This window comes from Mucilaginibacter oryzae (assembly GCF_003148845.1).
GTDB lineage: Bacteria > Bacteroidota > Bacteroidia > Sphingobacteriales > Sphingobacteriaceae > Mucilaginibacter > Mucilaginibacter oryzae.
The window spans coordinates 155,355-181,275 of the sequence record NZ_QGHA01000002.1 but is presented as its reverse complement, the minus strand read 5'-3'; the positions used below and the strand labels follow the sequence as shown (position 1 = coordinate 181,275).

The 25,921-nt window shown below is 44.2% G+C and carries 19 protein-coding genes and 1 tRNA gene; 8 read left to right on the top strand and 12 right to left on the bottom strand.

All coding sequences use genetic code 11. From position 1 onward, the window contains the following. Positions 1-63 precede the first annotated feature (63 nt). Positions 64-5,949, top strand: coding sequence for a carboxypeptidase-like regulatory domain-containing protein (locus tag LX99_RS06275; protein ID WP_109607094.1), 5,886 nt, complete (start codon positions 64-66; stop codon positions 5,947-5,949). Positions 5,950-6,051: 102 nt separating this feature from the next. On the opposite strand, the gene LX99_RS06270 is transcribed toward LX99_RS06275, so the two are convergent. The 4 genes from LX99_RS06270 to tig all read right to left on the bottom strand — a co-directional run bounded on the left by LX99_RS06270 (position 6,052) and on the right by tig (position 11,026). After that, entirely contained in the window at positions 6,052-6,906 is an 855-nt protein-coding gene (locus LX99_RS06270) for an AMP nucleosidase (protein ID WP_211318964.1), read from the bottom strand. A 93-nt stretch (positions 6,907-6,999) separates the two neighbouring features. Beyond that, entirely contained in the window at positions 7,000-8,238 is a 1,239-nt protein-coding gene (clpX, locus tag LX99_RS06265) for an ATP-dependent Clp protease ATP-binding subunit ClpX (RefSeq protein WP_109607093.1), read from the bottom strand. 184 nt (positions 8,239-8,422) lie between these two features. Beyond that, positions 8,423-9,148: an ATP-dependent Clp endopeptidase proteolytic subunit ClpP gene (gene clpP, locus LX99_RS06260; protein ID WP_022833501.1), complete on the bottom strand. Its 726-nt coding sequence runs from the start codon at positions 9,146-9,148 to the stop codon at positions 8,423-8,425. A gap of 519 nt (positions 9,149-9,667) precedes the next feature. Further along, a complete protein-coding gene (gene tig / locus LX99_RS06255) occupies positions 9,668-11,026 on the bottom strand; it encodes a trigger factor (RefSeq protein ID WP_109607092.1) in 1,359 nt (452 codons plus the stop codon). Positions 11,027-11,279: 253 nt separating this feature from the next. On the opposite strand from tig, the gene LX99_RS25580 reads away from it, so the two are divergent. Both LX99_RS25580 and LX99_RS06250 read left to right on the top strand, forming a co-directional pair. Then, the gene (locus LX99_RS25580) at positions 11,280-11,450 is read left to right on the top strand and encodes a hypothetical protein (protein WP_170122647.1); all 171 of its coding nucleotides are present in this window, start codon (positions 11,280-11,282) and stop codon (positions 11,448-11,450) included. Between the two features lie 12 nt (positions 11,451-11,462). Beyond that, positions 11,463-11,963, top strand: coding sequence for a hypothetical protein (locus LX99_RS06250; protein WP_109607091.1), 501 nt, complete (start codon positions 11,463-11,465; stop codon positions 11,961-11,963). Between the two features lie 317 nt (positions 11,964-12,280). Here the strand turns inward: LX99_RS06250 and LX99_RS06245 are convergent, their stop codons facing one another. The 5 genes from LX99_RS06245 to LX99_RS06225 all read right to left on the bottom strand — a co-directional run bounded on the left by LX99_RS06245 (position 12,281) and on the right by LX99_RS06225 (position 16,804). Continuing rightward, positions 12,281-12,598: a cysteine peptidase family C39 domain-containing protein gene (locus LX99_RS06245; protein WP_109607090.1), complete on the bottom strand. Its 318-nt coding sequence runs from the start codon at positions 12,596-12,598 to the stop codon at positions 12,281-12,283. Between the two features lie 18 nt (positions 12,599-12,616). Then, positions 12,617-13,945, bottom strand: coding sequence for a TlpA family protein disulfide reductase (locus LX99_RS06240; RefSeq protein ID WP_170122646.1), 1,329 nt, complete (start codon positions 13,943-13,945; stop codon positions 12,617-12,619). A 478-nt stretch (positions 13,946-14,423) separates the two neighbouring features. Then, positions 14,424-14,503, bottom strand: a tRNA-Leu gene (locus LX99_RS06235). Between the two features lie 19 nt (positions 14,504-14,522). Then, the gene (gene hscB, locus LX99_RS06230; protein ID WP_109607088.1) at positions 14,523-15,047 is read right to left on the bottom strand and encodes a Fe-S protein assembly co-chaperone HscB; all 525 of its coding nucleotides are present in this window, start codon (positions 15,045-15,047) and stop codon (positions 14,523-14,525) included. 125 nt (positions 15,048-15,172) lie between these two features. Further along, positions 15,173-16,804, bottom strand: coding sequence for a carboxylesterase/lipase family protein (locus LX99_RS06225; RefSeq protein ID WP_109607087.1), 1,632 nt, complete (start codon positions 16,802-16,804; stop codon positions 15,173-15,175). Between the two features lie 135 nt (positions 16,805-16,939). On the opposite strand from LX99_RS06225, the gene LX99_RS06220 reads away from it, so the two are divergent. Together LX99_RS06220 and LX99_RS06215 are read left to right on the top strand one after the other, a co-directional pair. Next, entirely contained in the window at positions 16,940-17,689 is a 750-nt protein-coding gene (locus LX99_RS06220; RefSeq protein WP_109607086.1) for an NUDIX hydrolase, read from the top strand. A 153-nt stretch (positions 17,690-17,842) separates the two neighbouring features. Next, entirely contained in the window at positions 17,843-18,274 is a 432-nt protein-coding gene (locus LX99_RS06215) for a VOC family protein (RefSeq protein ID WP_022831681.1), read from the top strand. A gap of 60 nt (positions 18,275-18,334) precedes the next feature. On the opposite strand, the gene uxuA is transcribed toward LX99_RS06215, so the two are convergent. Next, a complete protein-coding gene (uxuA, locus tag LX99_RS06210; RefSeq protein ID WP_109607085.1) occupies positions 18,335-19,516 on the bottom strand; it encodes a mannonate dehydratase in 1,182 nt (393 codons plus the stop codon). 391 nt (positions 19,517-19,907) lie between these two features. Between uxuA and LX99_RS06205 the strand changes: the two genes are divergently transcribed. The 3 genes from LX99_RS06205 to LX99_RS06195 are packed head-to-tail and all read left to right on the top strand — an operon-like array spanning position 19,908 to position 22,773. Continuing rightward, the gene (locus tag LX99_RS06205) at positions 19,908-21,296 is read left to right on the top strand and encodes a sensor histidine kinase (protein ID WP_109607084.1); all 1,389 of its coding nucleotides are present in this window, start codon (positions 19,908-19,910) and stop codon (positions 21,294-21,296) included. Positions 21,297-21,352: 56 nt separating this feature from the next. Beyond that, a complete protein-coding gene (locus LX99_RS06200) occupies positions 21,353-21,730 on the top strand; it encodes a response regulator (RefSeq protein ID WP_022831683.1) in 378 nt (125 codons plus the stop codon). Then, the gene (locus LX99_RS06195; protein ID WP_211318963.1) at positions 21,730-22,773 is read left to right on the top strand and encodes an adenylate/guanylate cyclase domain-containing protein; all 1,044 of its coding nucleotides are present in this window, start codon (positions 21,730-21,732) and stop codon (positions 22,771-22,773) included. The genes LX99_RS06200 and LX99_RS06195 overlap by 1 nt, the downstream gene beginning before the upstream one ends. 420 nt (positions 22,774-23,193) lie before the next feature. Here the strand turns inward: LX99_RS06195 and LX99_RS06190 are convergent, their stop codons facing one another. Then, on the bottom strand, positions 23,194-24,114 hold the full coding sequence (locus tag LX99_RS06190) for a metallophosphoesterase family protein (protein ID WP_109607082.1): 921 nt from the start codon (positions 24,112-24,114) through the stop codon (positions 23,194-23,196). Positions 24,115-24,121: 7 nt separating this feature from the next. Beyond that, positions 24,122-25,912 (bottom strand): RagB/SusD family nutrient uptake outer membrane protein, encoded by a 1,791-nt coding sequence (locus tag LX99_RS06185; RefSeq protein WP_109607081.1) that lies wholly within the window; start codon positions 25,910-25,912, stop codon positions 24,122-24,124. Positions 25,913-25,921: the final 9 nt, after the last annotated feature.

Below are 25,921 nucleotides of genomic sequence, written 5' to 3'. Positions count from 1 at the left end.
CATTTCAACTTAGAACTTGAGACTTAAAGCAAAAAGATTATATTACCATATAAGACAATACCTATGCTATTAAAAATCACAAAAAAACTGCTACCTGTACTGTTTTTATTTTTCGCGTGCGTCGCTTACGCCCAAAAACCTTTAACGCCAGGCAGGCAAAGCAGTTATTATACCTACATATATAAAATAACCAACAATGACGTTTTAAAGTTTTACAGGTATCCCAACAAAAAACCCGACGAAAAAATACTGCAAAACCCTATCGATTCATTTAAAACCGATGACTCTTGGAAAAACACGCTTCCGGCAGGAAACTACATGAAGATTGTGGCAAAGCGAAATAAACTGGAGTATTCGCTTATCGAAAACCGGTCGGCCAATTTGAAAATCCTTGCCAATAATTATGATCTCAGGTTTGTATTGGCAGATAAACAAGGGAACGCAATCAACAACGCCATCGCCCAATTTAATAACGTCCTGATCCCCTATAATGCACAAAACGGGTTGTACATCAGCCATCCTTCAAAAAAAGATTCCATACTTAAAATTGATTACGCGGGCGTTAGCAATTACTACCTCATTAAACAACAGCAGCCTTACCAGCGCTACAACCCATACTATAAAATGAGCTTTGTTAAAGCTACCTGGCGGCGTTTTAAAAATCTGTTCAAAAAGCATAGCAACTATTACCAGCCATCCAAATACGAAGGCTTTATTGTATTTAATAAAGCTATTTACAAACCGCATGATACCGTAAAATTCAAGGCATTTATACTTAACAAATCTCGGCAGCCCATAAAAGCAAAGCAGCTCCTGGTGCGGCTTAAAGAGCGACACGATGATGACGGCAAGATCATCGGCAAGGTAAACAGCTATCGCGACGGGGCTTTTGAATATAGTATCCCGCTGGCTGACAGCCTCGACCTATCGCTGGATGAAGATTATACCATCACGCTCGAAGATCTCTATGCCGAAAAATACAAGCTTGATGATTACAAAGGCGATGACGACCGCGCTTTTTTGAGCAAACGTAAAGTTTACCTGAGCGGCGAATTTAAGTACGAAGAGTATGAACTGAAATCAATAAACTTCACCACCCGGGTTGATAGAAAAGAACATTGGCCCGGCGCCCCTGCAACGCTGTATTTAAAAGCAGTTGACGAAAATAACCTCCCGGTTACCGACGGACGGGTCAGCATCACGCTCAACACAACGCGTACCGGCAACCGCCAGCAAAAATACACCTTTGTGCCTGATTTGCTCTGGAAACATGAGCTGCAGCTTGACCCAGTAGGCGAAACAAAACTGACTATCCCCGATTCAATTTTTCCGAAAGCTGATATTAACTACGCTATCAACGCCGAATTTTTAAACAGTAATAATGAAAGCCGCTCGTCAAGCCAGGATGATATGAATTTCACATACAGACCCTTCCATATTACCGCAAAATTAAACGCGGATACGCTGATTGCTGCCTATTACGTAAACGGAAAGGAAGCTAAAGCGCCAGCTGTTATAAGCGCCCTTGATGCCGGCAATGACACGCTATCCAAAACCAAAATGATGCTGCCCGCCAAAATTATGATCAACCCTTACGCGGTTAGTTACAATATAGAGGCCGACAGCGCCTATGCTGGTCTTGATCTTAAAGAAAACACACCTGATATATCGCTTTCCGGCTACCGCACGGCAGATTCATTGTTTGTTACCGTTAACAATCCACGGCACCTTCATTTCTGGTACTCGGTATTTGGCGGCGATAAACTTATAGATGCCGGTAACGCCGACAGCCTGGTTTATCGCAAGGCTTACCGCGAGCAAAAAATTGTTAACTTCCAGGTACACTACATATGGGCGGGCGAAAGTAAAACCGAAGCCACCGACGTTATTTACAGGGATAAGCTGCTTACCATTAATGTGCGGCAACCTGTAAGTGTTTATCCCGGCCAGCAGGCCAAAACAGATATTGTAGTTACCGACAACAAAGGCAAACCCGTGCCCGGTACAGATTTAACCGCCTGGAGCATGACCAGCAAGTTTGCAGATTATAAAATTCCTTATGTGCCTTACCTGGGCGAAGGGTTTCGCTACCGTAAACAAAAGCAACCTTACAAAACAGAAGAAATACGGAGCAGCGGGTTACTTGAACTTAACTGGAAACGGTGGAGCACCGAGATTGGCCTGGATAGTATCAGCTACTACCGTTTTACCCATCCAGACAAAATATATCAGGTAGAAGAAGCCCCTAAACAGGATACCACCACGCAGGTTGCCCCATTCATTGTAAAAAACGGCGATGTAATACCTGTTCATATCCTTTATATTGATAACCGCCCGGTTTATTTTGACCAAACCCAGCAATTAAAACGCTACAGCTTTGCTGTAACCCCGGGCAAACACGCGTTCAGGTTTCGTACCAGTCACCAGAATATTTGGGTAGACAGCATAATGGTTGAAAAATCGAAAAAGTTGATTTTCAGCCTCAATGCCGATAACGCGCAGTTTACACGTGTTTCGGACACGTTGACCGATTATGAAAGCAGCCTGATTAATCGTTACCTGATTACCGTAGTAAACAATTTTGGGTGGAAAATGGCGCTTTTAAACCAGGGAAATACACTGTACATGATTAATCCCAATCCCAATTACAACTATGCAAATAACGATGTGCTTGTTGGTCCGTTTGCAGACAGCTTTGCCGCACTAAATGTGCAGGGCGAGAAACCAAGATACTTTGAAACAGAATCAGGATACTCATACCTGTTTGCGCCCGGCTTGTTGAAACAAAAAAGCATCCCAACCGCGTTCAACCGGGTTCTGTCATCCTATAAAGGCATTTATGATGATTATACCCAACAGGTACTCACCCAACCCGAAGCCGAAAACATATGGCAGCAGTATCTTGATTTACGGAGATATAGCCAGCAGCTTTTTAACAACCCACAAATTGCAGGTGAAACAGGCAGGTTACAAATAAGTATCAGCCAACCAAAAGGAAAAGCGCTGCTGGTTAAAAACGTGATTGTTTACAAATATGACGATCCTGATTTTATGCTGATTTACCCCGGCAGTACGGTCTATATCGACCGGCTGCAGGCGGGCAAATACAGATTTTTGTTTTTATTAAAGGGCGATACCTATGACATCAAAGAAAATGTAGCCGTAAAAACCGGAGGTATCAATTATTATAATTTTGACGTATCGCCAACGCATGCCAAAGATTCGGTGAGTATTAAAATTGGCGATATTATAGACAACCGCCAATCAGCATACAACAACAACGACGGGGAAATTGTAAACGACGCCCTCAAAATTAAAGAAGCCTTTAACGAAAAATACCTCGACACCGAAATATTTATGGATGGGATGAGCGGCACTGTAACCGCCGTTGGCGACAAACAGCCTTTACCGGGAGTATCTGTAAAGGTAAAAGGATCACCTATTGGTACCACCACAGATATGCGGGGGCATTTTAGCCTGAAAGTACCTAAAAGCGGCAAATTGGTTATCAGCTTTATAGGCTTTGATACACAAGAGTTTAATATTAATCCGGGATCAAACATCAAAGTAGCTTTAAAAGAGAGTTCAAAATCCTTACAGGAGGTTGTGGTTGTAGGATACGGCGGACAACGTAAGTCAGCCATGACGGGATCTGTTAGTAATATCTTAGCAGGCAGAGTTACCGGGCTCCAGGTATCGGATGGTAACGTGGGCGCAGCGGCCCAAATTATGATCAGGGGTTCCAATTCATTGGGTGGCGCTCAGCCGCTAATTGTGGTTGACGGCGAGATTCTAGATAAACTCGGGGATGTAAACAAAGATGATATTGCCGAAATGAGCATTTTGAAGGATGCCGCAGCGACCGCCATCTACGGCTCGCGGGGGGCAAACGGCGTTATCGTGATCCGCACCAAAGGCAAACCGGGATTAACAGGGGCTAAAGCCGACAGCACACAAAGTACTGGCAACCAAACACTACGCAAAAACTTTTCGGATTATGCCTACTGGCAACCTAAGCTTACCACCGATGAACAGGGCAAGGCGAGTTTTACGGTTACCTACCCGGATGACATCACCAACTGGCGTACTTTTATTATCGGCATAAACGGCAACAAACAAACTGGTTTTAACGAAAGCAATATTAAAGCCTATAAACCATTAAGCGCCAACTTCATCGCGCCGCAATTTGCCATAGCCGGCGATGAAATGAACCTGATAGGCAAGGTAATGAACTACAATAACACCCCGGCAAAACTTACCCGCACTTTTAAATATAACGGGCAGCAACTTAAACAGGACGAGATGGAGGTTAAAAATTCCAAAATAGACACGCTTAAAATAACTGCAACTACCCAGCCAGCTGCAACTGCTTCTGCCACTAATTCCTCTGCCGACAGCCTAACCTTTGAATACACCATTAAGCGCGATAACAGCTATTTTGATGGCGAACAACGCAAGATCCCGTTGATGCCGCAAGGTACGATGGAAACTAAAGGCTCATTTGAAGCCCTTGACCGGGATACCACCGTTACTTTAAAATTTGATCCTGGTTTAGGCCCGGTTACCTTTAGGGCCGAAGCCTCGGCGCTACCCGTACTGGCCGAAGAAACCCGTAAACTGCGCGAATACAAATACCTGTGCAACGAACAATTAGCGTCGAAACTTAAAGGCTTAATTATGGAAAGGCACATTAAAAAGTTTTTAGGTGAGGATTTTAAATATGGTAAAAATGTACAGGAAGTAATTAAGAAGCTGAAAGAAAACCGCAAGGCCAACGGCCTGTGGGGCTGGTGGAAAGAGAGTAACGACGAGCTTTGGATAAGCCTGCATGTGGTTGAGGCTCTTTTAGATGCCGGGCAGGAGGGTTACCAGATTGACCTGGACAAGCAAAAACTGGCAGACTATCTTATTTTTGAAATGGAAAGGTACAAAGGGCAGGATAAAATAATGTGCGCCCGCTTGCTGCAAAAACTTGGCGCAAAGGCCGACTACCGGCGTTATATAGGTATCATTGAAACGGAGCAGGCCAAAGCCAAACGTAATCCTGACTATAAACCATCAGGATATGATCAACTACGGACGATGCTGCTGCGCCAGGAAGCTGGTTTAAAGATTAACATGGATAGTTTGCTCGCGGCAGCCAAACACACCATGTTCGGCAATGTGTACTGGGGCGAAAACGCTTACAGATTTTTTGATAACTCCATACAACTTAGTGTGCTTGCGTATCGCATCATCAAAAATGATGGCCATCGTCCGGATTTATTGGCTAAAATCCGCAGCTACTTTCTTGAACAGCGCCGCCTCGGAGAATGGCGCAACACTTACGAATCGGCTTTGATACTCGAAACCATCCTGCCAGACATGCTGATCAACAACAAACAGGTAAAACCGTCGCAAATTACTATTGCCGGGGCGGAAACAAAAACCGTCAGTCAATTCCCTTACTCGGCTACGTTAACTGATAAACAGATCAGCGTTAGCAAAACGGGTGGTTTGCCCGTTTACATAACCGGATACCAGCAGTACAGGAACAGTAAACCCGAAAAGGTAAGTAAAGATTTTACCGTAAATACCTGGTTTGAGCGTGAGGGCAAAACAATAACCACCCTTAAAGGCGGAGAAAAAATACAACTCAAAGCCGAAGTAACAGCCCGCGGTGATGCCGATTTTGTAATGGTAGAAATCCCTATCCCTGCAGGCTGCTCTTACGAGGGCAAAGAGCAAACGTGGACCAACAACGAGGTTCACCGGGAGTATTTTAAAGAGAAGGTGAGTATATTTTGCCGCAAACTAACACAGGGCAAATATACTTTCACCATAAACCTCATCCCCCGTTACAACGGCAAATACACCCTTAACCCGGCTAAAGCCGAAATGATGTATTTCCCGGTATTTTACGGCAGGGAGGGGATGAAGAGTGTGGTCATTGGGTCAGTGGGTCATTAAGTCATTGTTTGGGTGAGTGGTGAGTAGTTGATTGAGTGAGTGGTTTTGCTAACCATTCACCTAATCAACCTAATGAACCATTCACTAAACATCAACCATCCACTAAAATTTAAGATGCTTAACCGTTAACCCGTTATTGATCAATTGCTTTAACGATTCGATACCGATATGCAGGTGGGTTTCAACAAACTGTTCGGTAACTGATGAATCGCTTTCGGCCGTTTTTACACCTTCGGGAATCATTGGCTGATCTGATACCAGCAACAGCGCACCTGTAGGGATCTTATTAGCGAACCCTGTGGTGAAGATCGTAGCGGTTTCCATATCCACTGCCATGGCACGCAGATCTTTGAGGTATTTCTTAAAGTTTTTATCGTGCTCCCAAACACGGCGGTTGGTAGTGTAACAGGTACCTGTCCAATAATCGCGCGAGTAATCGCGGATAGTGGTTGATATAGCCTTTTGCAACGCGAACGCAGGCAGGGCGGGCACCTCGGGCGGTAAGTAATCGTTTGATGTACCTTCACCACGAATGGCGGCAATTGGCAGGATCAGGTCGCCTACATTATTTTTCTTCTTGAGGCCACCGCATTTACCTAAAAATATTACGGCTTTGGGGTGGATAGCGGTAAGCAGATCCATTACCGTAGCAGCTACAGAGCTGCCCATGCCAAAGTTAATGATGGTAATGCCATTAGCCGTTACGCTTTGCATCGGCTTATCAACACCCATAATAGGCGCGTCATCATTCCACTGCGAAAACAGCTGGATGTACTTTGAAAAATTGGTAAGGATAATGTACTCGCCAAAAGCCTCCAACGGCCTGCCGGTGTAACGCGGCAACCAGTTGGCCACAATAGCTTCCTTGGTTTTCAGTCCCGATTTTACGGGAGATTGTACTTCTTTTACTTTAGGGATGTTGTCTCCATCTTTCTTTACATCTAATTCTTCGTTCATAATATAATTCCTTTTTATACAGCAAACCCCGGTATCATAACCAGGGCCGCGTTATTCTTCAATAAAGATAAGTGTTTACTTATATACTTGCTGTTAAGCTACTTTTAACTTTTTCAGGTCAGATTTTTCAAACTTCTCGTGCGCGTACTCCAGGGTTACATGCAGGCGCTTCACATCTTTTTTAGATGGGAACTCGAACATCGCATCAATCATGATAGCCTCGCATATCGAACGTAAGCCCCTTGCGCCAAGTTTAAACTCCATTGCTTTATCAACAATAAAATCAAGCACCTCGGTTTCAAAATCAAGCTTCACACCTTCGTATTCAAACAGTTTTTTGTACTGTTTCAGCAGTGAATTTTTGGGTTCGGTAAGGATGTTGTGCAGCGCGTCGCGATCCAGGGGGTTAAGGTAAGTTAACACCGGCAAACGGCCAATCAACTCCGGGATTAAACCGAACGATTTCAAATCCTGTGGAGTAATGTACTTGTACATGTTTTTAACATCTACCTCGTGGTCATTACCTTTCAGTTTGTAGCCTACGGTTTGTGTACGCAAACGGCTCGCTATCTTTCGCTCAATACCATCAAAGGCCCCACCGCAAATAAACAGGATATTGCTGGTATTTACCGTGATCATTTTTTGATCGGGGTGTTTACGGCCGCCTTGTGGCGGTACGTTAACCATGGTACCCTCCAATATTTTTAATAAGGCCTGCTGTACGCCCTCGCCTGATACGTCGCGGGTAATAGAGGCATTATCACTTTTACGGGCTATCTTATCAACCTCATCAATGTAAACTATGCCTTTTTCGGCAAGGGTTACATCATAATCGGCAGACTGCAGTAAACGGGTAAGGATACTTTCAACGTCCTCCCCTACATAACCGGCTTCGGTCAAAACCGTAGCATCGCAAATGCAAAACGGAACATTCAATACCTTGGCAAGGGTTTTGGCAAGCAAAGTTTTACCGGTACCGGTTTCGCCTACCATAATGATATTCGATTTTTCGATCTCTACCTCGTCCTTATCCACACGCTGGTTTAAGCGCTTGTAGTGATTATAAACCGCTACCGAAAGGATCTTTTTAGCATCATCCTGCCCGATCACATACTGATCAAGGTGGGCCTTCATTTCTGATGGCTTAAGTAAGGCAGGTGCCAAAGGCGACGATTTTACCTTACGCACCTTTAACTCTTCAGCCAATATTTCATTAGCCTGATTCACACACTTATCACAAATATGTGCGTCAAGCCCCGCAATTAACATCAGGGAATCTTGTTTCCCGGCGCCGCAGAACGAACACCTGATCTCCTTGCTGTTTTTATTCATCTGATTCGTTTTCTTACTCAAAGTTAATTAATTGCTATGAAAAAAAAAAGTCTGTATTGTGAGTCCTTAAGTCGGGAAGTCAGAAAGTCCGTAAGTAAAACTTAAATTGCTTTCGGATTTCCAGACTTCCTGACTAAACTCATTCTCTCTTTCGGACTTCCCGACTTGCGGACTTCCGGACTATTTATTTCCCTTTATTACCCCTTAAAATCTCGTCAACCATACCAAACTCTTTGGCTTCTTCGGCAATCATCCAGTAATCGCGATCCGAAGCATCCCAAACTTTTTGGAAAGGCGCACCGCTATGATCAGCAATGATCTGGTACAGCTCTTTTTTAAGTTTAGTGATCTCATGATACGAGATCTCGATATCCGATTGCTGGCCTTGCGCACCACCCGATGGCTGGTGAATCATTACCCTTGCATGCGGTAAAGCAGCCCTTTTTCCTTCGGTACCGGCAACTAACAATACTGCTGCCATTGATGCTGCCATACCTGTACAAATTGTAGCCACATCGTTCGAGATAAACTGCATGGTATCATAAATACCTAAACCTGCATATACCGAACCACCCGGCGAGTTGATATAGATCTGTATATCGCGTTTGGCATCAGCCGACTGTAAGAAAAGCAACTGAGCCTGGATAATGTTTGCGATGCTATCATAAATAGCGTCACCCAAAAAAATGATGCGGTCCATCATTAGCCGCGAAAACACGTCCATCTGGGCTACGTTCAGCTGGCGTTCTTCGATGATGTAAGGAGTCATGGCACTTGGTACAGTTGTGATGCCTGTTGGCAAACTGCTCCGTTCAACGCCAGCAATATATTTATCTACATATAAACTGTTAATACGGTGATGTTTAACAGCGTATTTCCTGAATTCGTTTTTATCGATGTTACTGTTCATGGTTTTTGTTAATTATTCTTGTTAGGAGTGCAGGTATTTAACCCGCGTTAAATATAGTTTTTAGTTGAATACTATTTTTAAAAGATAGTTTTAAATAAGTAATTTTTTTGGTGAGGCGTTGCTGAGTCGGGAAGCCTGTAAGTCGGAAAAGTCCGAAAGTTACATGGCGGTTACATTACGGATTTATTTCTGCTAATTCAGTCGTTCGGAAATATCCTCCTTATCCTCCTTGTGCTCATTTGCAATGAGCGCTTAATATGGTTTCGCATTTGTAATGCGAATTAAGGGCGTTACAAACGCCAACCCAGTTTCGCATTCGTTGCAAACGAGCGCGAGATGTCAATGAGCGCTTAATATGGTTTCGCATTTGCAATACGAGTTAATTGCGTTACAAACGCCAACCCAGTTTCGCACTCGTTGCAAACGAGCGCGAGATGTACAACAACTTCTGTAAAACACCAAAAGCAACCCGATGAGTTGCTTTTGATGAATATACAAACCTCCCGAGGGAGAGAAAAATTACTGCGCTGCAGAAACCATTGCACTGAAATCAGTGTAAAGGATCTCCTGTTTATCTAAAGTGATTACGCTTTTAACGTAATCAAATACTTTAAGGGCTTTTACCTCTTCAAATATTTTGTTAGCGTTGTCTTTGTTTTGCAGGTACTGAACGGTGTACTGGCCCAACTGATCTTCAGGGATAGCAGTTGGGCTATACATCCTGAATTGCTGATCTAAACGGATTTTAGCCAGTTCAAACACATCTTCATATTTAATTTCGATGGTATTATCAACAATGATTTTGTTTTCAATCAACGTCCATTTCAGGTTTTGTGCAAAATCGTTGTAACCACCTTCTAACTCTTCGTCGCTCAATTTTTCGTTAGTAGCTTTTAACCAACGTTTCAGGAACTCATCAGGCAACGCGAAATCAACTTTAGCAATGGCCAGTTTATAAATATCGTCCTGTAATTTACGGTCCGAATCCTGTACCATCATGCTTTCAAGCTCTTCGGTAATTTTAGCCCTGAACTCCTCTTCGGTAGTTACTGTACCTTCACCAAATAATTTGTCAAAGAACTCCTGGTTTAAGTCGCTTTCTTCTAAACGGTTAACGTTTTTTACCGTTAACTGGAACTCGCCTCTCAAATCAGCCGCGTCATCTTCTTCAATTTTCAACAAACCGGCAATTTTAGCTGCATCGCCATCATATGCCTTACGGATATCGAAATTCAAAACATCGCCTTTTTTCAAACCGATCAGCGAAGCTTTGATAGCCTCATCTTTGATCTGATCCAAACGAACCGACGCGGTATTGGTAATCCCACCCTCAAAAACACTACCATCGGCCGAAAGTTGAACCAATTCGGCGTAAAGCACGTCATCATCTGCCGATACGTCAGGATTTGTCATTTTGCCATAGCTGCGGCGAATGTTTTTGATGCGTGAAGCCAGGGTTTCGTCGTCAATTTTGATAACGTATTGGGTTAATTTATCCTGCGATGAAAAGTTGATAACAAACTCAGGTGCTAAGCCTAACTCGTAGCTAAACTCAAAATTATCGGCAAAATCCCAGTTGTATTCTTTGTTATCGTCAACAGCAGGCAATGGCTGACCTAATACGGCCAGTTTTTGCTCGTCGATGTAGTTGTTTAAAGTATCTTGCAACAGGTTATTGATCTCATCAACCAAAATGCTTTTACCGTACATTTTTTTGATGTGCGATGCCGGCACCATACCCGGACGAAAACCAGGAAGTTTCGCTTTTTTAGCGTTTTCTTTTATCGCCTTTTCAACACGTGGCTGATAATCTTCAGGGTTGATGTTAATTTTAACAATCGCATTCAGGTCACTAATTTTTTCCTGTGTAATATTCATCTTTTACCGGGTATTTAATTTAATCGTTTGAAATATAGCCTAAAGCCTAATGCAGGCTATACAAAATTCGAGGCGCAAAAGTATAAATTTATTTTTAATTGTGGTTTGATTTTATATTGTTTTAAAGGAAAACACATCAAAATGATTAGCAGAGCAACTTTAACTAAGCATTTAATAATGAGACAATTACTTTTTTTTCGATGGTTTTTTTGTGTATTTATCTGACTATCAGATGAATAATAAATAAAAAACAGTGCCACTTTCGGACAGACAGGTAACGCTCGACCAAACAAATGGTAAGGTTGGCGAAGAAGACTATTACCCTTTTGGACTGAACGTACACCGCCAGCTAAATGTTGGAAATAAATATCTTTACAATGGCAAAGAGGTACAAAAAGAAATGAACGTATACGATTGTGAATAGTTTTTATCACTAATGAAGAATAAAATAGCAGCAATATTACTTTTAGTGTGTTTGGGGTGTAATTATTCAAATAAGAATGTTACGGCGTCATCAGCAAGTCAAAATGATTCGTCTCAAAGAGTTTATAATAAAGATACTCTCCAAACCAATGTAAAACTAACCCCGACTGCTAAGAAAAATGAGTTGGTCAATGCTGATTATGGAAAATTGACATGCGATAGTTTAATGATTTTATTAATCAAGTCGAGTTCGATAGATAAAAGAACATTAAAATATAGAGTTGGCATTGATAGTATAAAAAGTAAGGTTATCTACTTATCATTCTCGTTCATTGACCCCGAGAATGGTTCAAGCCGCAATGGATATTTTCTAGAGGTAGACTTAAACAAGAAACAAATGATAGGAAGCCCAGATGCAGTATCCTCATTAACATTTGATAATAGAATAATGAATTACCTGATTGATAAAAAATGCTATGATACTGATGCTGATTATGTTACAGCACCGCAGTAAAATATTTCAACTGGCTGGCGCACGCCGTTACGTTTGCTTCGATGATGAGCAAATACCATGCAATGTGATAAACAAAAACTGCCGAATGATTAATTTCATCAGGCAGTCTTTGTTTACTCGTAATCTATATCAAGGATTGTAATATGCCCAATTGGTAGATAGACCACCGCGCAGAATCGTGTCGCCAAAGGCCGTGGCGCTGATGGGTGGTACACTGAACCTTTCTGCAGCCGGGGTTAACAAGCTGATTTATTAGTATGTGTATGATGACCTTGTCCGACTTATAGAAAAAACAATACCGGCAACGGGCGGACTGTTTATTGTTTATGACCCATTGAACCAGCCGGTGCTGATGCAGGCAGGACAACGAAATGGTTTTGTCGCCAATGCAGAATACAGGGCAATTCAGCTTCTTTCAGGTCATCCAGGCTAAGCCTGGCTCCAAGTGAGCGCAAACCCAGCTTTTCTGCCGCATCACTGATACCCAGCAACGAAACGCTTTCACGGTTAATATCGCAAAGCTGCCTCAGTGTTTGTATTTTGATATTACGGCCAAAATATTTGGCAATCATGCGCAAACACGTGGGGCCGCAATCCATTTGATCGGGCTGTTTATAAAAAGGGAATCGCTTCAAAATAAAAAATAGTTTAGGTCACTTGGATACAGTCTTCTTCAGCACTTCATCCAGATAATTAGCTAATGCAGGATTCGACGGGGTCGGGCCATCCATCATTAAAACTTTGAAATCACGATCAATGATTATCGACCGGGGAACAGTCGATATTTTATAGGGTTTCAATGCCGGCAATCCGGAAAAGAGCTGTATGCCCTGAAGTTTGTGTTTCTGTACGCTCTTCTTCCATTCTTCTTTGTTTTGGTCTATGGAAAGTGAAATAAAAACAATATTTGGATTGCCCTTGTACCGGGCCCTCAAACTATCCAATGCAGGGATTTCCTGCAGGCAAGGTACGCACCAGGATGCCCAGAGGTCGATGTAGATTGTTTTACCTTTAAAACCGCTTAACGAAATGTTTTTATCGGTCAGGTCCTTCACCATAAAATCAATGGCGGTATCGCCGTCCCAAAAACCGCTTTTTGAATTGAACGATTCTTTGATCGCGTCCCGGAATTCCGGGTTTTGAACGGAATCAATTTTTACTTTCAATGGTGGAAGTTCACTTTTTTCTTTTGCGGCCTGGATATAGTAAAACAGCTCATAAGCGTACTTCCAGTCAGCAAATTCAGGTACCTTGATACCGGCATCGTTCTGATAACCAAAAATGGTATAGAAGTTGGCTCTGAAAACGTCTAATTTCAACAGGTCAGGATCTGTTAACTGCACTGCATATTTTTGGACATAGGGTTTGGTTAATTCAAAGCAGGCTTTCTGAACTTCCGGTTGATCTGATTTTGGGATTTTGTTTTTGCGGATATAAAATCCGGAGAAATACTTGAGGCTATTGATGATGTCCGCATCGATCCTGGCATCTTCAAGACTTTTAAATTCAGCACTAAGGCCCTGAACTGAATTTAAAAGTTCCCGCCTTTTAACGGCGGAGCGAAGGACGAAATCCAGTGTTCCCTGAATGGTAGCTTTTATACTGTCCCTTTGCATCAGGTAGGAAGCGGCATTCATAAACGGAGCCGATCTCAAATAATTATCGGCGGCGGCACCATCGCCTGAGAATGCTGATTTTTCTGGAGCATTATTATCAATCGTCACTTGAAGTCTATCTCCCGGACTAACGTATAATATATTTCTTCCCAACCTGAAATAACCGGTTTTACCCAGTTTAAAATGCACGGCAAAGTTTCCTAATGTGTCAGGTATAACCTGTGCCCCGAAATCGCCAAGCCGGAGTGTACCAACGTCGGAAAGATCAAAGACCGTGGTCATATTATTGAGATGGAGAAGCTTGCCTGATATAAAGACATCTTTTGGCTTTTGCGCACTGCCTTGCAAGGCCCAAAGCAGCAGCAAAAAAAGCAAACTATTTAGTTTCATGTTCAGTTTTCAAGGTAGCGCCTAAACCAAAGTTTAGGCGCATAGGTAAAAATTCAATTAAAATTCTTGAGTAGGGCTACACGATTTGATCTGTACCGATTTTCCCTCTCTATTGGTACAGCTCGAACTCAGGCAATAAGGGGAATTGGTCGGACATGACTTTAACGGACCGCAAGCATCTTCGCAATCGCCCGGAGGGACAGCATTGGAGAATACGGGCCCATTGACCACCCTATTCAGTGCCTCATAGAACATATGTTTGTGTAAATAAAACTTAATTAGCTTCTTACAATCAATCAATTGAGATGGTCAAAGTGTTACGGAACAATTGATCACTAATTTGCGGAATCAAGTGGTCAAGGCGTCCGAATTCTCCATATATACATGATTAACAATAAGTTCGCCAATAAAAAAAGCCGTATCAGAACGAAAATTCGTACTGACTACGGCTTTGTACCCAGAGCCGGAGTCGAACCGGCACGGTTTCCCACAGGTGTTTGAGACCAGCGCGTCTACCAATTCCGCCATCTGGGCATTTTGTAAGTGTATTCCCTTACAAGCGGGCTGCAAATGTAGATAAACTTTCTTTAATTCGCAACAAATATTTTTGTTTATAGTAAATATCTGCAATCTCTATGCGGCGGCTTTCTTTCGCCGTATCATCCAGTTGTTCGTAGCCATCGGTAAGCTTTGCTAATTCTTCATTCATATCTCCCTCAATGGCAAGGGTTTCGGAAGTGATAGTAGCCAGTTGCTCCGCGTCGTCGGCTTCCATCAGGCGCTCGTTGATATCCATCATCTCCATTAAAAAATCTGCAGGTAATTGTGGTTTTGCACCTTCGGCTACCAAATCATGAAGCTGTAAAATGTATTCGAGGCGCTTTTCCGGGTCGCTAAGGGCAAGGTAAGCTTTGTTATTCAGGGTTGATAATTCCAGTATCTCCCGCTGTTTTTCCTCGCCCTCGTTAGCATAAAAATCCGGATGGTAAAGTTTGCTCAACTTGTAAAACTCTTTTTTAAGTGCAGCCTGGTCAATGTTAAATGATTCCGGAATGCCATAAAATTCAAAATAGTTCATAAGGCAAAGATAGGCATTTAGCTACTCACAATAATCGGCGGGAATTATGGTAATTATAAGATGACCGGAAAACAAGAAAGCCCCTGCCAAAAATCGCAGGAGCCGATTAAAACACCTGAAAAATTTTACTTCATATAATCCTGATCTAAAAACAGGTACCGGGCCCGGTCTGTCTCGGTCTGTTCCTGGCTTTTTACATCGATATTCATAAACTTCACCTTATTGTTATCTGTAATGGCCGACCATTTTGGCAACCCCGGTCCATTAGGATTAGCGTTTTTAATAAAGTTGGCAAAATAGTTCTCCATGGTTTCAGATACTTTGAAATCATCCGGTGTCCAGGCGTAGGTTTTATTACCGGCCAGGTTACCCATGGCGTATTCAATTTCTGATGCGTGGGCTGCGCCAACCGGTGGCGGCATTTTCGGAGCTGTTTTGGCTGCGTCACCCTTTACAACACCACCAGCCAAACCTGGCGTGGCATTCCCCATCGAGGCTACCATTGCAGGACGCACGCGCGAAAACAGGTAACGGTAAACCGGCTTCCCTCCTGTTTGCACCTGTAAATCGGCCCATTTCCAGGTGCTGTATACAATAAACCGGTCGCTGGCCAGGGCAGTTGCCGATTTGATCACATCCTCATCCCCTGCCGCAGGATATAGCTTCAATGCTTCTTCAGCTTTATCGCCGTATAGCGCGGTTAACGTTTTTTTGTAATTGTCGAGTGTGGGCGCATCGGCCCGCATCAGGAACTGAAAAGGAACCTCGGCCGAGTTCCAGCCCACCAATAATGGTATTTTAGCCTGTTCGCCCGACATAAATATCTCAGGCAGTGATTTTGGCAACAAATAATTATCAATAGTTGCCGACATTGGGGGGGTACCAGGCTTGAAAGCGTCATCCAACAACTGTTGAGCAGGTATGGCCCGCAATTCAGCTATAGTTTTAGCATTTTCTTTGGAGGCGAACTTAACGCCGTTTTGTTCACCTTCCGCCAGCGGAATCGGAAAAAGCGTTGGTTTGATAGCCGCGCCGCTCTCACCGATAGCCCCCGCTATCAGGTTTTTAGATAAAGGCGAAGCCATTTGCACCGATACGGAAATTGATCCGGCCGATTCGCCGGCAATGGTAACCCGCTTAGGATCGCCGCCAAAAGCAGCGATATTTTTTTGCACCCAAAGCAAGGCAAGGTGCTGATCAAGGTAACCGTAATTACCCGATGAATGGTTTGGCGACTCTTTAGTTAACTCCGGATGTGAAAAGAACCCAAAAACACCTAAACGGTAATTAACAGTTAAAGCAACAATACCCTTTTTGGCCATGCTTTCGCCGTCATAACGTGATTCGGAGCCATCGCCGGCCATTAAACCGCCGCCATAAAAATAAACCAGCACCGGCAGCTTTTCTTTAGCTGATTTGGCAGGTGTCCAAACGTTCAGGTACAGACAATCCTCGCTCATGCCCGCCGAGCGGAAGCCCATATCTCCAAAAACAGGCTTTTGCATCGGGTTATTTCCAAAATGGTCGGCCTTTAAAGTGCCTTCCCAGTTTTTAGCGGGTTGCGGTTCTTTCCAGCGTAAATCACCAACCGGCGGTTGTGCAAAAGGGATTCCTTTAAAACTGGTTACGTTTGATGCTTCACGGGTGCCCTGCAGCGCGCCATTCTCAACAGTGGTTTTGCCTTCAGATAGCTGGGCCATAACCCTTACCGAGGCAACCTGCGCAAGCAGCAGCATTACTAAAATTGGTTTCTTCATTATCTGATTTAGTTAACTGGTTAATTGATAGATACCTTACTTTTATTGTATCAATATGTTACAATAATAAAATAAATTACCATAGCTATCAATTTTTTTTATTTACTTGTGCTTATAATTTTTCAGGCAGATTTAATGAACCAAGAATTTCACAGGCAGGAGGGGAATATTGAGGGCACTGGCTTTCTGCCCGGCCTCGCCATTGATACCGTTATATTTGGCTTTCACGACGGGCAACTGAAAGTATTGTTACTGGAGTATAAAAACACCGGCCTTTATGCGCTGCCCGGAGGATTTGTTCATGACGATGAAGATGTGAACGAGGCCGCCCGCCGCGTACTTCAAAACCGTACGGCTTTAAACAACATTTACCTGGAGCAGTTTTATGTTTTCGGTGATTATAGCCGGTATGACCCTACCCCACTCAAGGCAATCATGAAAGCCAGGGGTTACAGCCCTCCTGCCAACCACTGGCTGCTGAAGCGCTTTGTTTCGGTGGGTTATTATGCCCTGGTTGATTTTACCAGGGCCATCCCCGCGCCCGACGAAATCTCGGATAGCTGCAACTGGTATAACCTTCATGAACTGCCCGCTTTAATGCAGGATCATCAGCAGATCATCAATAAAGCCCTGGAAACCCTGCAACGCGACCTCGACCGGAAGCTGATCGGTTTTAACCTGATGACCGAGGAGTTTACCATGGGCGATTTGCAATCACTTTACGAAACCATACTCAATAAAAAATTGATCCGCGCCGCGTTTCAGCGCAAAATGCTTGGCCTTGGCATTTTAGAGCGGGTTGCGAAAAAATGGACCGGCGGCGCACACAAAGCCCCCTACCTTTATAAATTTGCCTCCAATAAAACAATGGTTGATAAGAGCTAACCGGTAAGCTGGTTACACCATGTTTTTTACCGGCTGTCTTCAGGTTATAATGTCGCGATTAACCCCTTAAGATGTCTTAACAGCGCCCTTGCAGGTTGTTAAATACAGCATAACTTTACTTTAAACAATCATTCATCAATTTAAAAAGCAGGCATGTTAGTAGTAAATCCTTATTTAAACTTTAACGGTAATACCGAAGAAGCTTTTAACTTTTACAAATCGGTTTTCGGCGGCGAATTTGCCGTAGTAATGCGCTTTAAAGACGGCCCCGAAGCTTCCAAGCTTTCCGAAGAAGATCAAAACAAACTGATGCACATCGCATTGCCGCTCGGGCCCGGGAATATGTTAATGGGTACCGACGCGTTGGAATCTGGTATGGGGTTGGTAACCATGGGCAGCAACTTTTCGCTTACCATCAGCTGCGAATCGAAAGAGGAAGCAGACAGGTACCACGCGGGCTTATCGCAAGATCAGCAAAAGGGCGGCCCTATGCGTGAAGAATTCTGGGGAGATTATTTTGGCTGGGTTACTGATAAATTCGGTGTAAGCTGGATGATCTCCTTCAATCCGAACCGCCCATCATAAATCGGATTTTAAAGAGGGAGAACCCGGACATCACGCCAGAGCGCTCCCTCCTTAATAGTTTTAAAATTCTCCCATTGAGCGGATAATGCCCAGTTCAAGCCCTCTCAGTTCGGCAAGGCCGCGCAGGCGGCCAATGGCTGAGTAGCCCGGATTGGTTTTCTTTTTCAGATCATCAAGCATCTGGTGGCCATGATCGGGACGCATGGGGATATTTAACTTACGCTGTTGCATTACCTTTACAAGTTCCCTGACAACAGCGTACATGTCAACATCTCCTTCCAGGTGGTTATCTTCATAAAAATCACCAAACTCATTGCGGCGGGTGCTGCGCAGGTGGATAAAATTGATCCTGTCGCCAAATTGCTTAACCATGGCGGGCAGGTCGTTATCCGGTCGCACGCCATATGATCCGGTGCAAAAGCACAAGCCGTTGTTTAGCGATGGCACCGCTTCTATCAGCGCGTTGATATGCTCGGCAGTACTTACTACCCTTGGCAAGCCGAGAATGGGGTACGGAGGGTCATCCGGGTGGATAACCATTTTAATGTTATGGGCATCGGCCACGGGTATAACCTCGCTCAGAAAATAAATAAGGTTTTGCCTCAGGCGTTCGGCATCAATGCCGTCATAGGCTTTGAGGGCCTCCCTGAATTTATCCAGCGTAAAGCTTTCTTCACTTCCGGGCAAGCCTGCAATGATGTTGCGCTGTAGCAGTTGCTTCTCATCATCTGCCATTTCATCAAAACGGGCTTTGGCACGGTCAAGCTCTTCCGGGGTATATTCATATTCGGCACCCGGTCTTTGCAGCATAAATACATCAAACGCTATAAAGGCCGCTTTCTCAAAACGGAGGGCTTTTGAACCGTCGCCTAAAGTAAAACTCAAATCGGTGCGGGTCCAGTCAAGCACGGGCATAAAGTTGTAAGTAACCGTGTAAATGCCGCAGGCAGCCAGGTTTTGCAGGCTTTGCTTATAGTTGTCGATATATTGCTGATAATCGCCGGTTTGGGTTTTGATGGCCTCATGTACGGGTACGCTTTCCACCACGTCCCAGGTTAGTCCGGCGGCTTCAATAATTGCCTTACGCCCGTTAATAGCTTCAATATCCCATACCTGGCCGTTGGGCACCTGGTGCAGGGCACTAACAACGCCCGTGCAACCGGCCTGGCGAATATCGGCCAAACTCACCGGATCATCAGGGCCGTACCAGCGCATGGTGTTGATCATACTGTAGTTACTCATTTTTTATATAGAAGGTTTAATAATCCCTAAAAAGCGGCGTGTTCCAATTTTATTTATGGAACACTGCACCAAATACGCATGACTGACAATCAACAAGTTAAGTGTTCTATTCTTTCGATCAATAAACACAAACAATTGACTATCAGACACGAAGAATCCCACAACTCAATTAGCGGAACACCCGTTTTTAAAAATGGAACACTGATAAACTAACGCCGGTAAATACACGCGCGCAGCTATCCCGCGCCAATAATCGTTATATTTTTTTAATCGGCTTATAATTAATGGTAATTTGTTTTGCGGGTTAATTAAAATGCAGCAATTATTTAATTATCATTCTAAAATTATTAAATTTCGACTTCGCATTTATAAAATTCGTAAAACAAGCTACATGAGTTTCGAACCTTTTCTGGCAGTATTTGTAATTACACAATTCAGGAAAAACCTGAAAAACGACGGCCTCCTTGATAAATGGAACCAATACCTTAACATCGGTTATTTTATAGCTATCGGCATCTTCATTATCGATGTGAGCTTTAGCGCTCACAAAGCGGCCACTATTCTTTCACACCTTTATTTTCTTGGCCTCACCATAGCCCCTTATTATATCGACGATCTGAAATCGGGCAAACAGCTCGCCTTCGCTTTAATTCCGTTCGCTATTGTTGGCCTGATCAGTGATGTAATTGAAAAATGGTTCCCCAACTTTTACGACGACCATGAAAACACTATCCAAAGCCTGGTTGTATTTTCGTTGATCTGGGCGTTTTCCTTATGGATGATCAACCGCAAGCAGGCCAAGGCCCTCGAAAACGAACGCCGCCAGCGCTTCGCCGAGCAGGAACAAAACCGGATGATGGCCGCCATGAAGGTAAACCTGGAAAGCGAAGTAAAACAGCGAACCGCCGAACTAACCAAACAAACTGAAGAATTGCAGCAAGCCTTAGCTGAACTGAAAAGCACCCAGGCGCAATTGATCCAATCAGAAAAAATGGCCTCGCTGGGTGAACTTACCGCCGGGATAGCCCACGAAATTCAAAACCCATTAAATTTTGTAAACAACTTCAGCGAGGTGAGTATTGAACTGCTGGAGGAGTTAAAAGATGAAGTATTGGATAAATTACCCGATGACGTGAAGGAAGAAGCCGGTGACATCATCAGCGATATCACCCAGAATTTAAGCAAAATTAACCAGCATGGCAAACGGGCTGATGCCATTGTAAAAGGGATGCTGCAACACTCGCGCACCACAACCGGCAAAAAAGAACCTACTGATATCAATGCCCTCGCCGATGAATACCTGCGCCTGAGCTATCATGGTTTAAGGGCCAAGGATAAATCATTTAACGCGGGCATGAAAACCAGCTTTGATCCGGAACTGGGTAAAATTGAAGCCATACCGCAAGACTTAGGCCGCGTATTATTAAACCTGTTCAACAACTCGTTTTACGCCGTTACCGAAAAAAAGAAATTGCTTGGCGAAGGATATGAGCCAACTGTAACGGTGAATACCAAAAGAGTGGTATCGGCTTCGGGAGCTGATCTGGTGCAGATCATGGTAGAAGATAATGGCACAGGCATCCCGCAAAAAGTATTGGATAAAATCTATCAGCCATTTTTCACCACCAAACCAACCGGCCAGGGTACCGGCCTTGGGTTATCCATGAGTTATGATATCATTACCAAAGGGCACGGCGGCGACCTGAAAGTTGAAACCGCCGAAGGCGAATTTGCAAGGTTCATTATTACTTTGCCTGTGGGTAACCTTCAGTCTGCATAAGCATTTTTTACATTTAAGGCCGGTAAAGCCCTGCAAAAACTTAACTTTGAAGCACTATGAAAATACTTGTTGTTGATGATGAGGCGGATGTTCAGCCCTTGTTTTTACAACGTTTCAGAAAAGAGATAAAAACCGGCGAGGTGGAATTTAACTTCGCGCAATCGGGCGAGGAAGCGCTCCATTTCCTGGAAGAGCACCACTCGCAGGTGATCCTTATTTTATCAGATATTAACATGCCCGGCATGAGCGGGCTGGAGTTGCTGCGCAATATCAGGCAACACTATGAAAAACCGCCGCCGGTGGTGATGATGATAACCGCTTACGGCGATGATGAAAACTACCAGCAATCCATGCAGCTTGGCGCAAACGACTTTTTAACCAAGCCGCTTGATTTTAATAATTTGAAAGACAAACTTAAACACTTAGCGCAATAATGGCCAAAATACTGGTTGTAGATGATGAGCAGGACCTGGAATTACTGATCAGGCAAAAATTCAGGAAAAAGATCCGTGAAGGCGCTTATGAATTTGTTTTTGCCCAAAACGGATTTGAAGCCCTTAAGCAACTCAACGCCCACCCTGATATTGACGTGGTACTGAGCGATATCAACATGCCCGAAATGGACGGCCTTACCCTGCTTACCAAACTGCCCGATGCCAACCCCATTTTAAAAGCGATCATGGTATCGGCCTACAGCGATATGGATAACATACGCACGGCCATGAACCGGGGCGCCTTTGATTTTGTGGTGAAACCGGTAAACTTTGAAGACCTGGATATCACCATCGAAAAAACGCTGCAACACGTTATCGAGCTCAAAAAAACCATGCAGGCCATTAAGGAAAACAACATCCTGCGCATGTATGTAGATGAGAATGTGCTCAAATTCATGACACACAAAGAGTTTGAAAACAGCCTGCTGAGCAATGAAACCATCGATGCTACGGTGCTGTTTATCGACATCTGCGGCTTTACCGCCATTACCGAGCACGTAGCCGCGGATAAAGTAGTAAGCATGATCAACAAATACTTTGATGTAATGGTGCAGGAGATCATAGCCCAAAACGGCCACATCGATAAATTTATGGGCGACGCCGTGATGGCTGTTTTCCGGGGCGAATACCACCTTGACAGGGCTATTGACGCCGCGCTTGCCGTGCGCGATAAAATGCATGGCGCCGATGAAATCCAGGCCGGTGAAAAAACTTTTAAACCTTCTGTTTCGATAGGCATTAATTCGGGCGAGATGATATCCGGCAATATTGGTTCGGCCACCTTAAAGCGATTGGATTATACCGTTATTGGCGACGCCGTAAACCTGGCCCAGCGCCTCCAAACCGTGGCACAGGCCAACCAGATTATTGTAAGCGCCGATGTTTATGAAAAAGCCAAAAGCTCATTCGCCCTTAATAAAATTGGCGAAGTAAGTTTAAAAAACAAAGCCAAGCCTGTGGAGATTTACGAGGTGGTGGCTTGAGTTTTAAGTCCGAAGTCTTTAGTTGAAAGTAGAAAGAATCAATTCATCCCCTCAACTGCCGCGGGTTTGTCATAGCGTAACCCGTGGGGTAAAACAACTGAAATTTATAACTTCAGTGCCAATTTTACCTTGCTATAGGTTTGTTTGAGCACTTAGCATAGAGATGGCAACTGCATTATTCGTGCGTTACAAACGCACACCCATGTTAAGCACTCATCGCAGATGAGCGCAAGGTTAACAACTGCATTATTCGTGCGTTACAAACGCTCACCCATTTTAAGCGCTCATCACAGATGAGCGCAAAGTTAAGTTTATAACTTCAGTCCCAATTTTAAACTTTCAAGCCTGACCACTCTATGCAGTCAGGCTCGAAAAATTAACATTTTTTGATACGGAATTAATTTATCCTCATTCTTGTTGTTAAAATGCGTGCGGATAATATTGATTATCCACGGTACCATCGGCATAAAGTTTCAGGATGGCATACCCGGGCGGCGTTTCCAGGTAATAACCCGGTCCGGCCGATTCGGCGTCGCCTTTACCCCACCAAAAACCGCTCATAGCGCCATTGCAGCAATACAAAACATCATTGTAAACCGTATGATCTGATAAGTGGTTATGCCCGCTAAGGCAGATCCTGACCTTATCCTTGTGTTTATAAAACAGGTCTTTCAGTTTTTTACAATCCGAGTGGCCGCCGCCCACCAGCACCTGCGTGGTACCCAGAATGGGATAATGCGACATCAGCAGGGTCGGCGTACCGGCAGGTAACTTTTCCAGCTCCTGCTGCAACCATGCATATTGTTCGGCATCCAACGAAATATTGCTATTGTTACCGTCCAAAACAATAAAATGCCAGTTCTTTTTGCTGAAGCTGTAGTAACGGTTCGGGATTTTAAGGCGTTTTACCACGTAATCCTTACCAAACATTTCGTCGGTTTTTGCAGGGGCTTTCCACCAGGGGTCGTGGTTGCCGATGCAACTGTGTACTTCATATTCGCCAAGCAATTGCATGCAATCATCCCAGATCCCCCATTGTTCGGTAACCTGGTCACGCACCACATTATCGTAGGATGCATCATTGATGGAGTCGCCGCCGTTTAAAAAGAAATCTGGTTTGTGCTTGCTGATGATCTGCTTTAAACAACTCTTAAATCTTTGCGGGGCATTATCACCCTGCCTGATGTGCACATCGGTAATATGCGCTACGGTTAATACCGGCCTGGCTTTGCCGCCTTTTTCATGGGCAGCAACCGCCGTAGCGGGCATGGCGCCTGTGGCTGCCATACCCGCGGCTATACCTGCTGCGGCCTTTAATAATGCTCTTCTTTTTATTTCCATGGGGGTGTTACCAGCCAAAAATCTGTTTCAGATTAGGGTTCAACACAATTTGCTGCTGCGGGATGGGGCGGTAGTAAAATTTGGGCTCTTCAAAATTCCTTACTACGTTTTCGGTAACAATGTTACCGCCGTTGTTGCCGTTTTTCAGGTAAACGGTCGCGTCGGTGCCAATGTTTCTGGCGCGGTAGTACACCAGTTTTACCCCCAGCGAGTTTTTCTCTTTCTGATCTTCGGCCGGGATAGTGTTGGTACGGTCAATCAAAATGATATCATCCACGCCATCGCCCGTTAAATCATATTTACCCAGGCCTTTAAAGTACATACCTTCGGGGCTTTTTGCAAGTAGTTTACCCACTTTCCAGCGCATCAAATCATCATACCTCATATTTTCAAAGGCAAATTCCACCCTGCGCTCACGCCTGATCTCGAGGATAACACCTGTGTTAGCTGTTACGTTAGGATATTGCAGCTTCAGTACCGGATCGGGATTAGCATTGGCCGCGGCCATGTTAAGGTCAGGCAAACCAGCCCTTCTCCTCAATAAATTAACCGACTGATCTAACTGGCCCTGCGTTAAGGTACCCAGTTCGGCCAGGGCCTCGGCATAAGTTAACAATACCTCGGCATATCGGTATACCGGGAAATCCACGCCATTTAACGTATTATTATCGGTACTGTTTACATATCCTTTTAGCTGGTGGTAACCTGTAAAGTTTTTATTTAAACGCTGGATGTAAGGCGTTGCATCGGGCACCCTTACCCAACCCGGGTAAACCATAGTTTGCACCAGGCGCGGGTCGCGGTTTTTAAATTCTTCCACAAAACCCATCTGCGCGTAATTGGCAAGGTCGGTAAAACGGCTGCCATCCTTCATCAGGTAAGTTTGGATCAGGTCTTTGGCAGGCGCCTGTTCATAATCGCCAAATACGGTTGAGTTAACGTTTTGGCCTTTGCCTTTGGTTAAATCAAAAATATTAGTCAGGATCACTTCGTTGTTGCCGGTAAGATCCTGGCTCGAGAATAACGTTCCGTAATCCTGGTCGGGTTTCCCAGTATTATAAATGCCGAATTTACCGCTGCCCATGATCTCGCCCGCAATTTTCGCGGCAGTTTCCAGGAAGGTATTCGCCGATTCCTTCAAACCAACCTCATCATGATACTTGCGGTAGGTGCCCTCGTACAAAGCGGCACGGGCGTACAGCGTAGCCACTGCCCATTTGCCCGGCGTACCCACAGGTACACTTTCCCTTACATTTTTATAGGCGAAATCAAGGTCGGCCATAATACTGTCTGCAACCAGTTTACGGGGGTCACGACCTTTGTACAGATCCTTGCTCGAAGGCTCTAAAGTACCCGAATACCAGGGCACATCAGAAAAACGTTTAACCTTGTCCAGGTAAAACGCGGCCCGGTAATAGCGGGCCAAACCTGCGTAATGATTTTTGATATTTTGAGTAACCTGCGCTTTTTTGTAATTTTCAAGAAAGTAGTTGATGTCACGCAACCTTCCCCAATCCCATCCGCCCGTAATATTCTGCGAATTGGCGCTTCCAACCATAATATTCTTCACCTCAACAGCGGCGGTGGTAGCTACGTTGTCTGAACTCTGATCGTTAAGGTAAGTTCCCCTATCAGGTTGAGATAACAAACCGTTTACATATAAAGCAAGGTCTTGTTCGTTGTTAAAAAACAGGTTGGGCGAAATGGCGTCTTGCGGAAAACGGTCAAGCCCGCCCTTTTTACAGGCGGCCAGGGTACTTACCGCCGCTATTGCCAATATATATAGATATTTTTTCATTTTTATTAA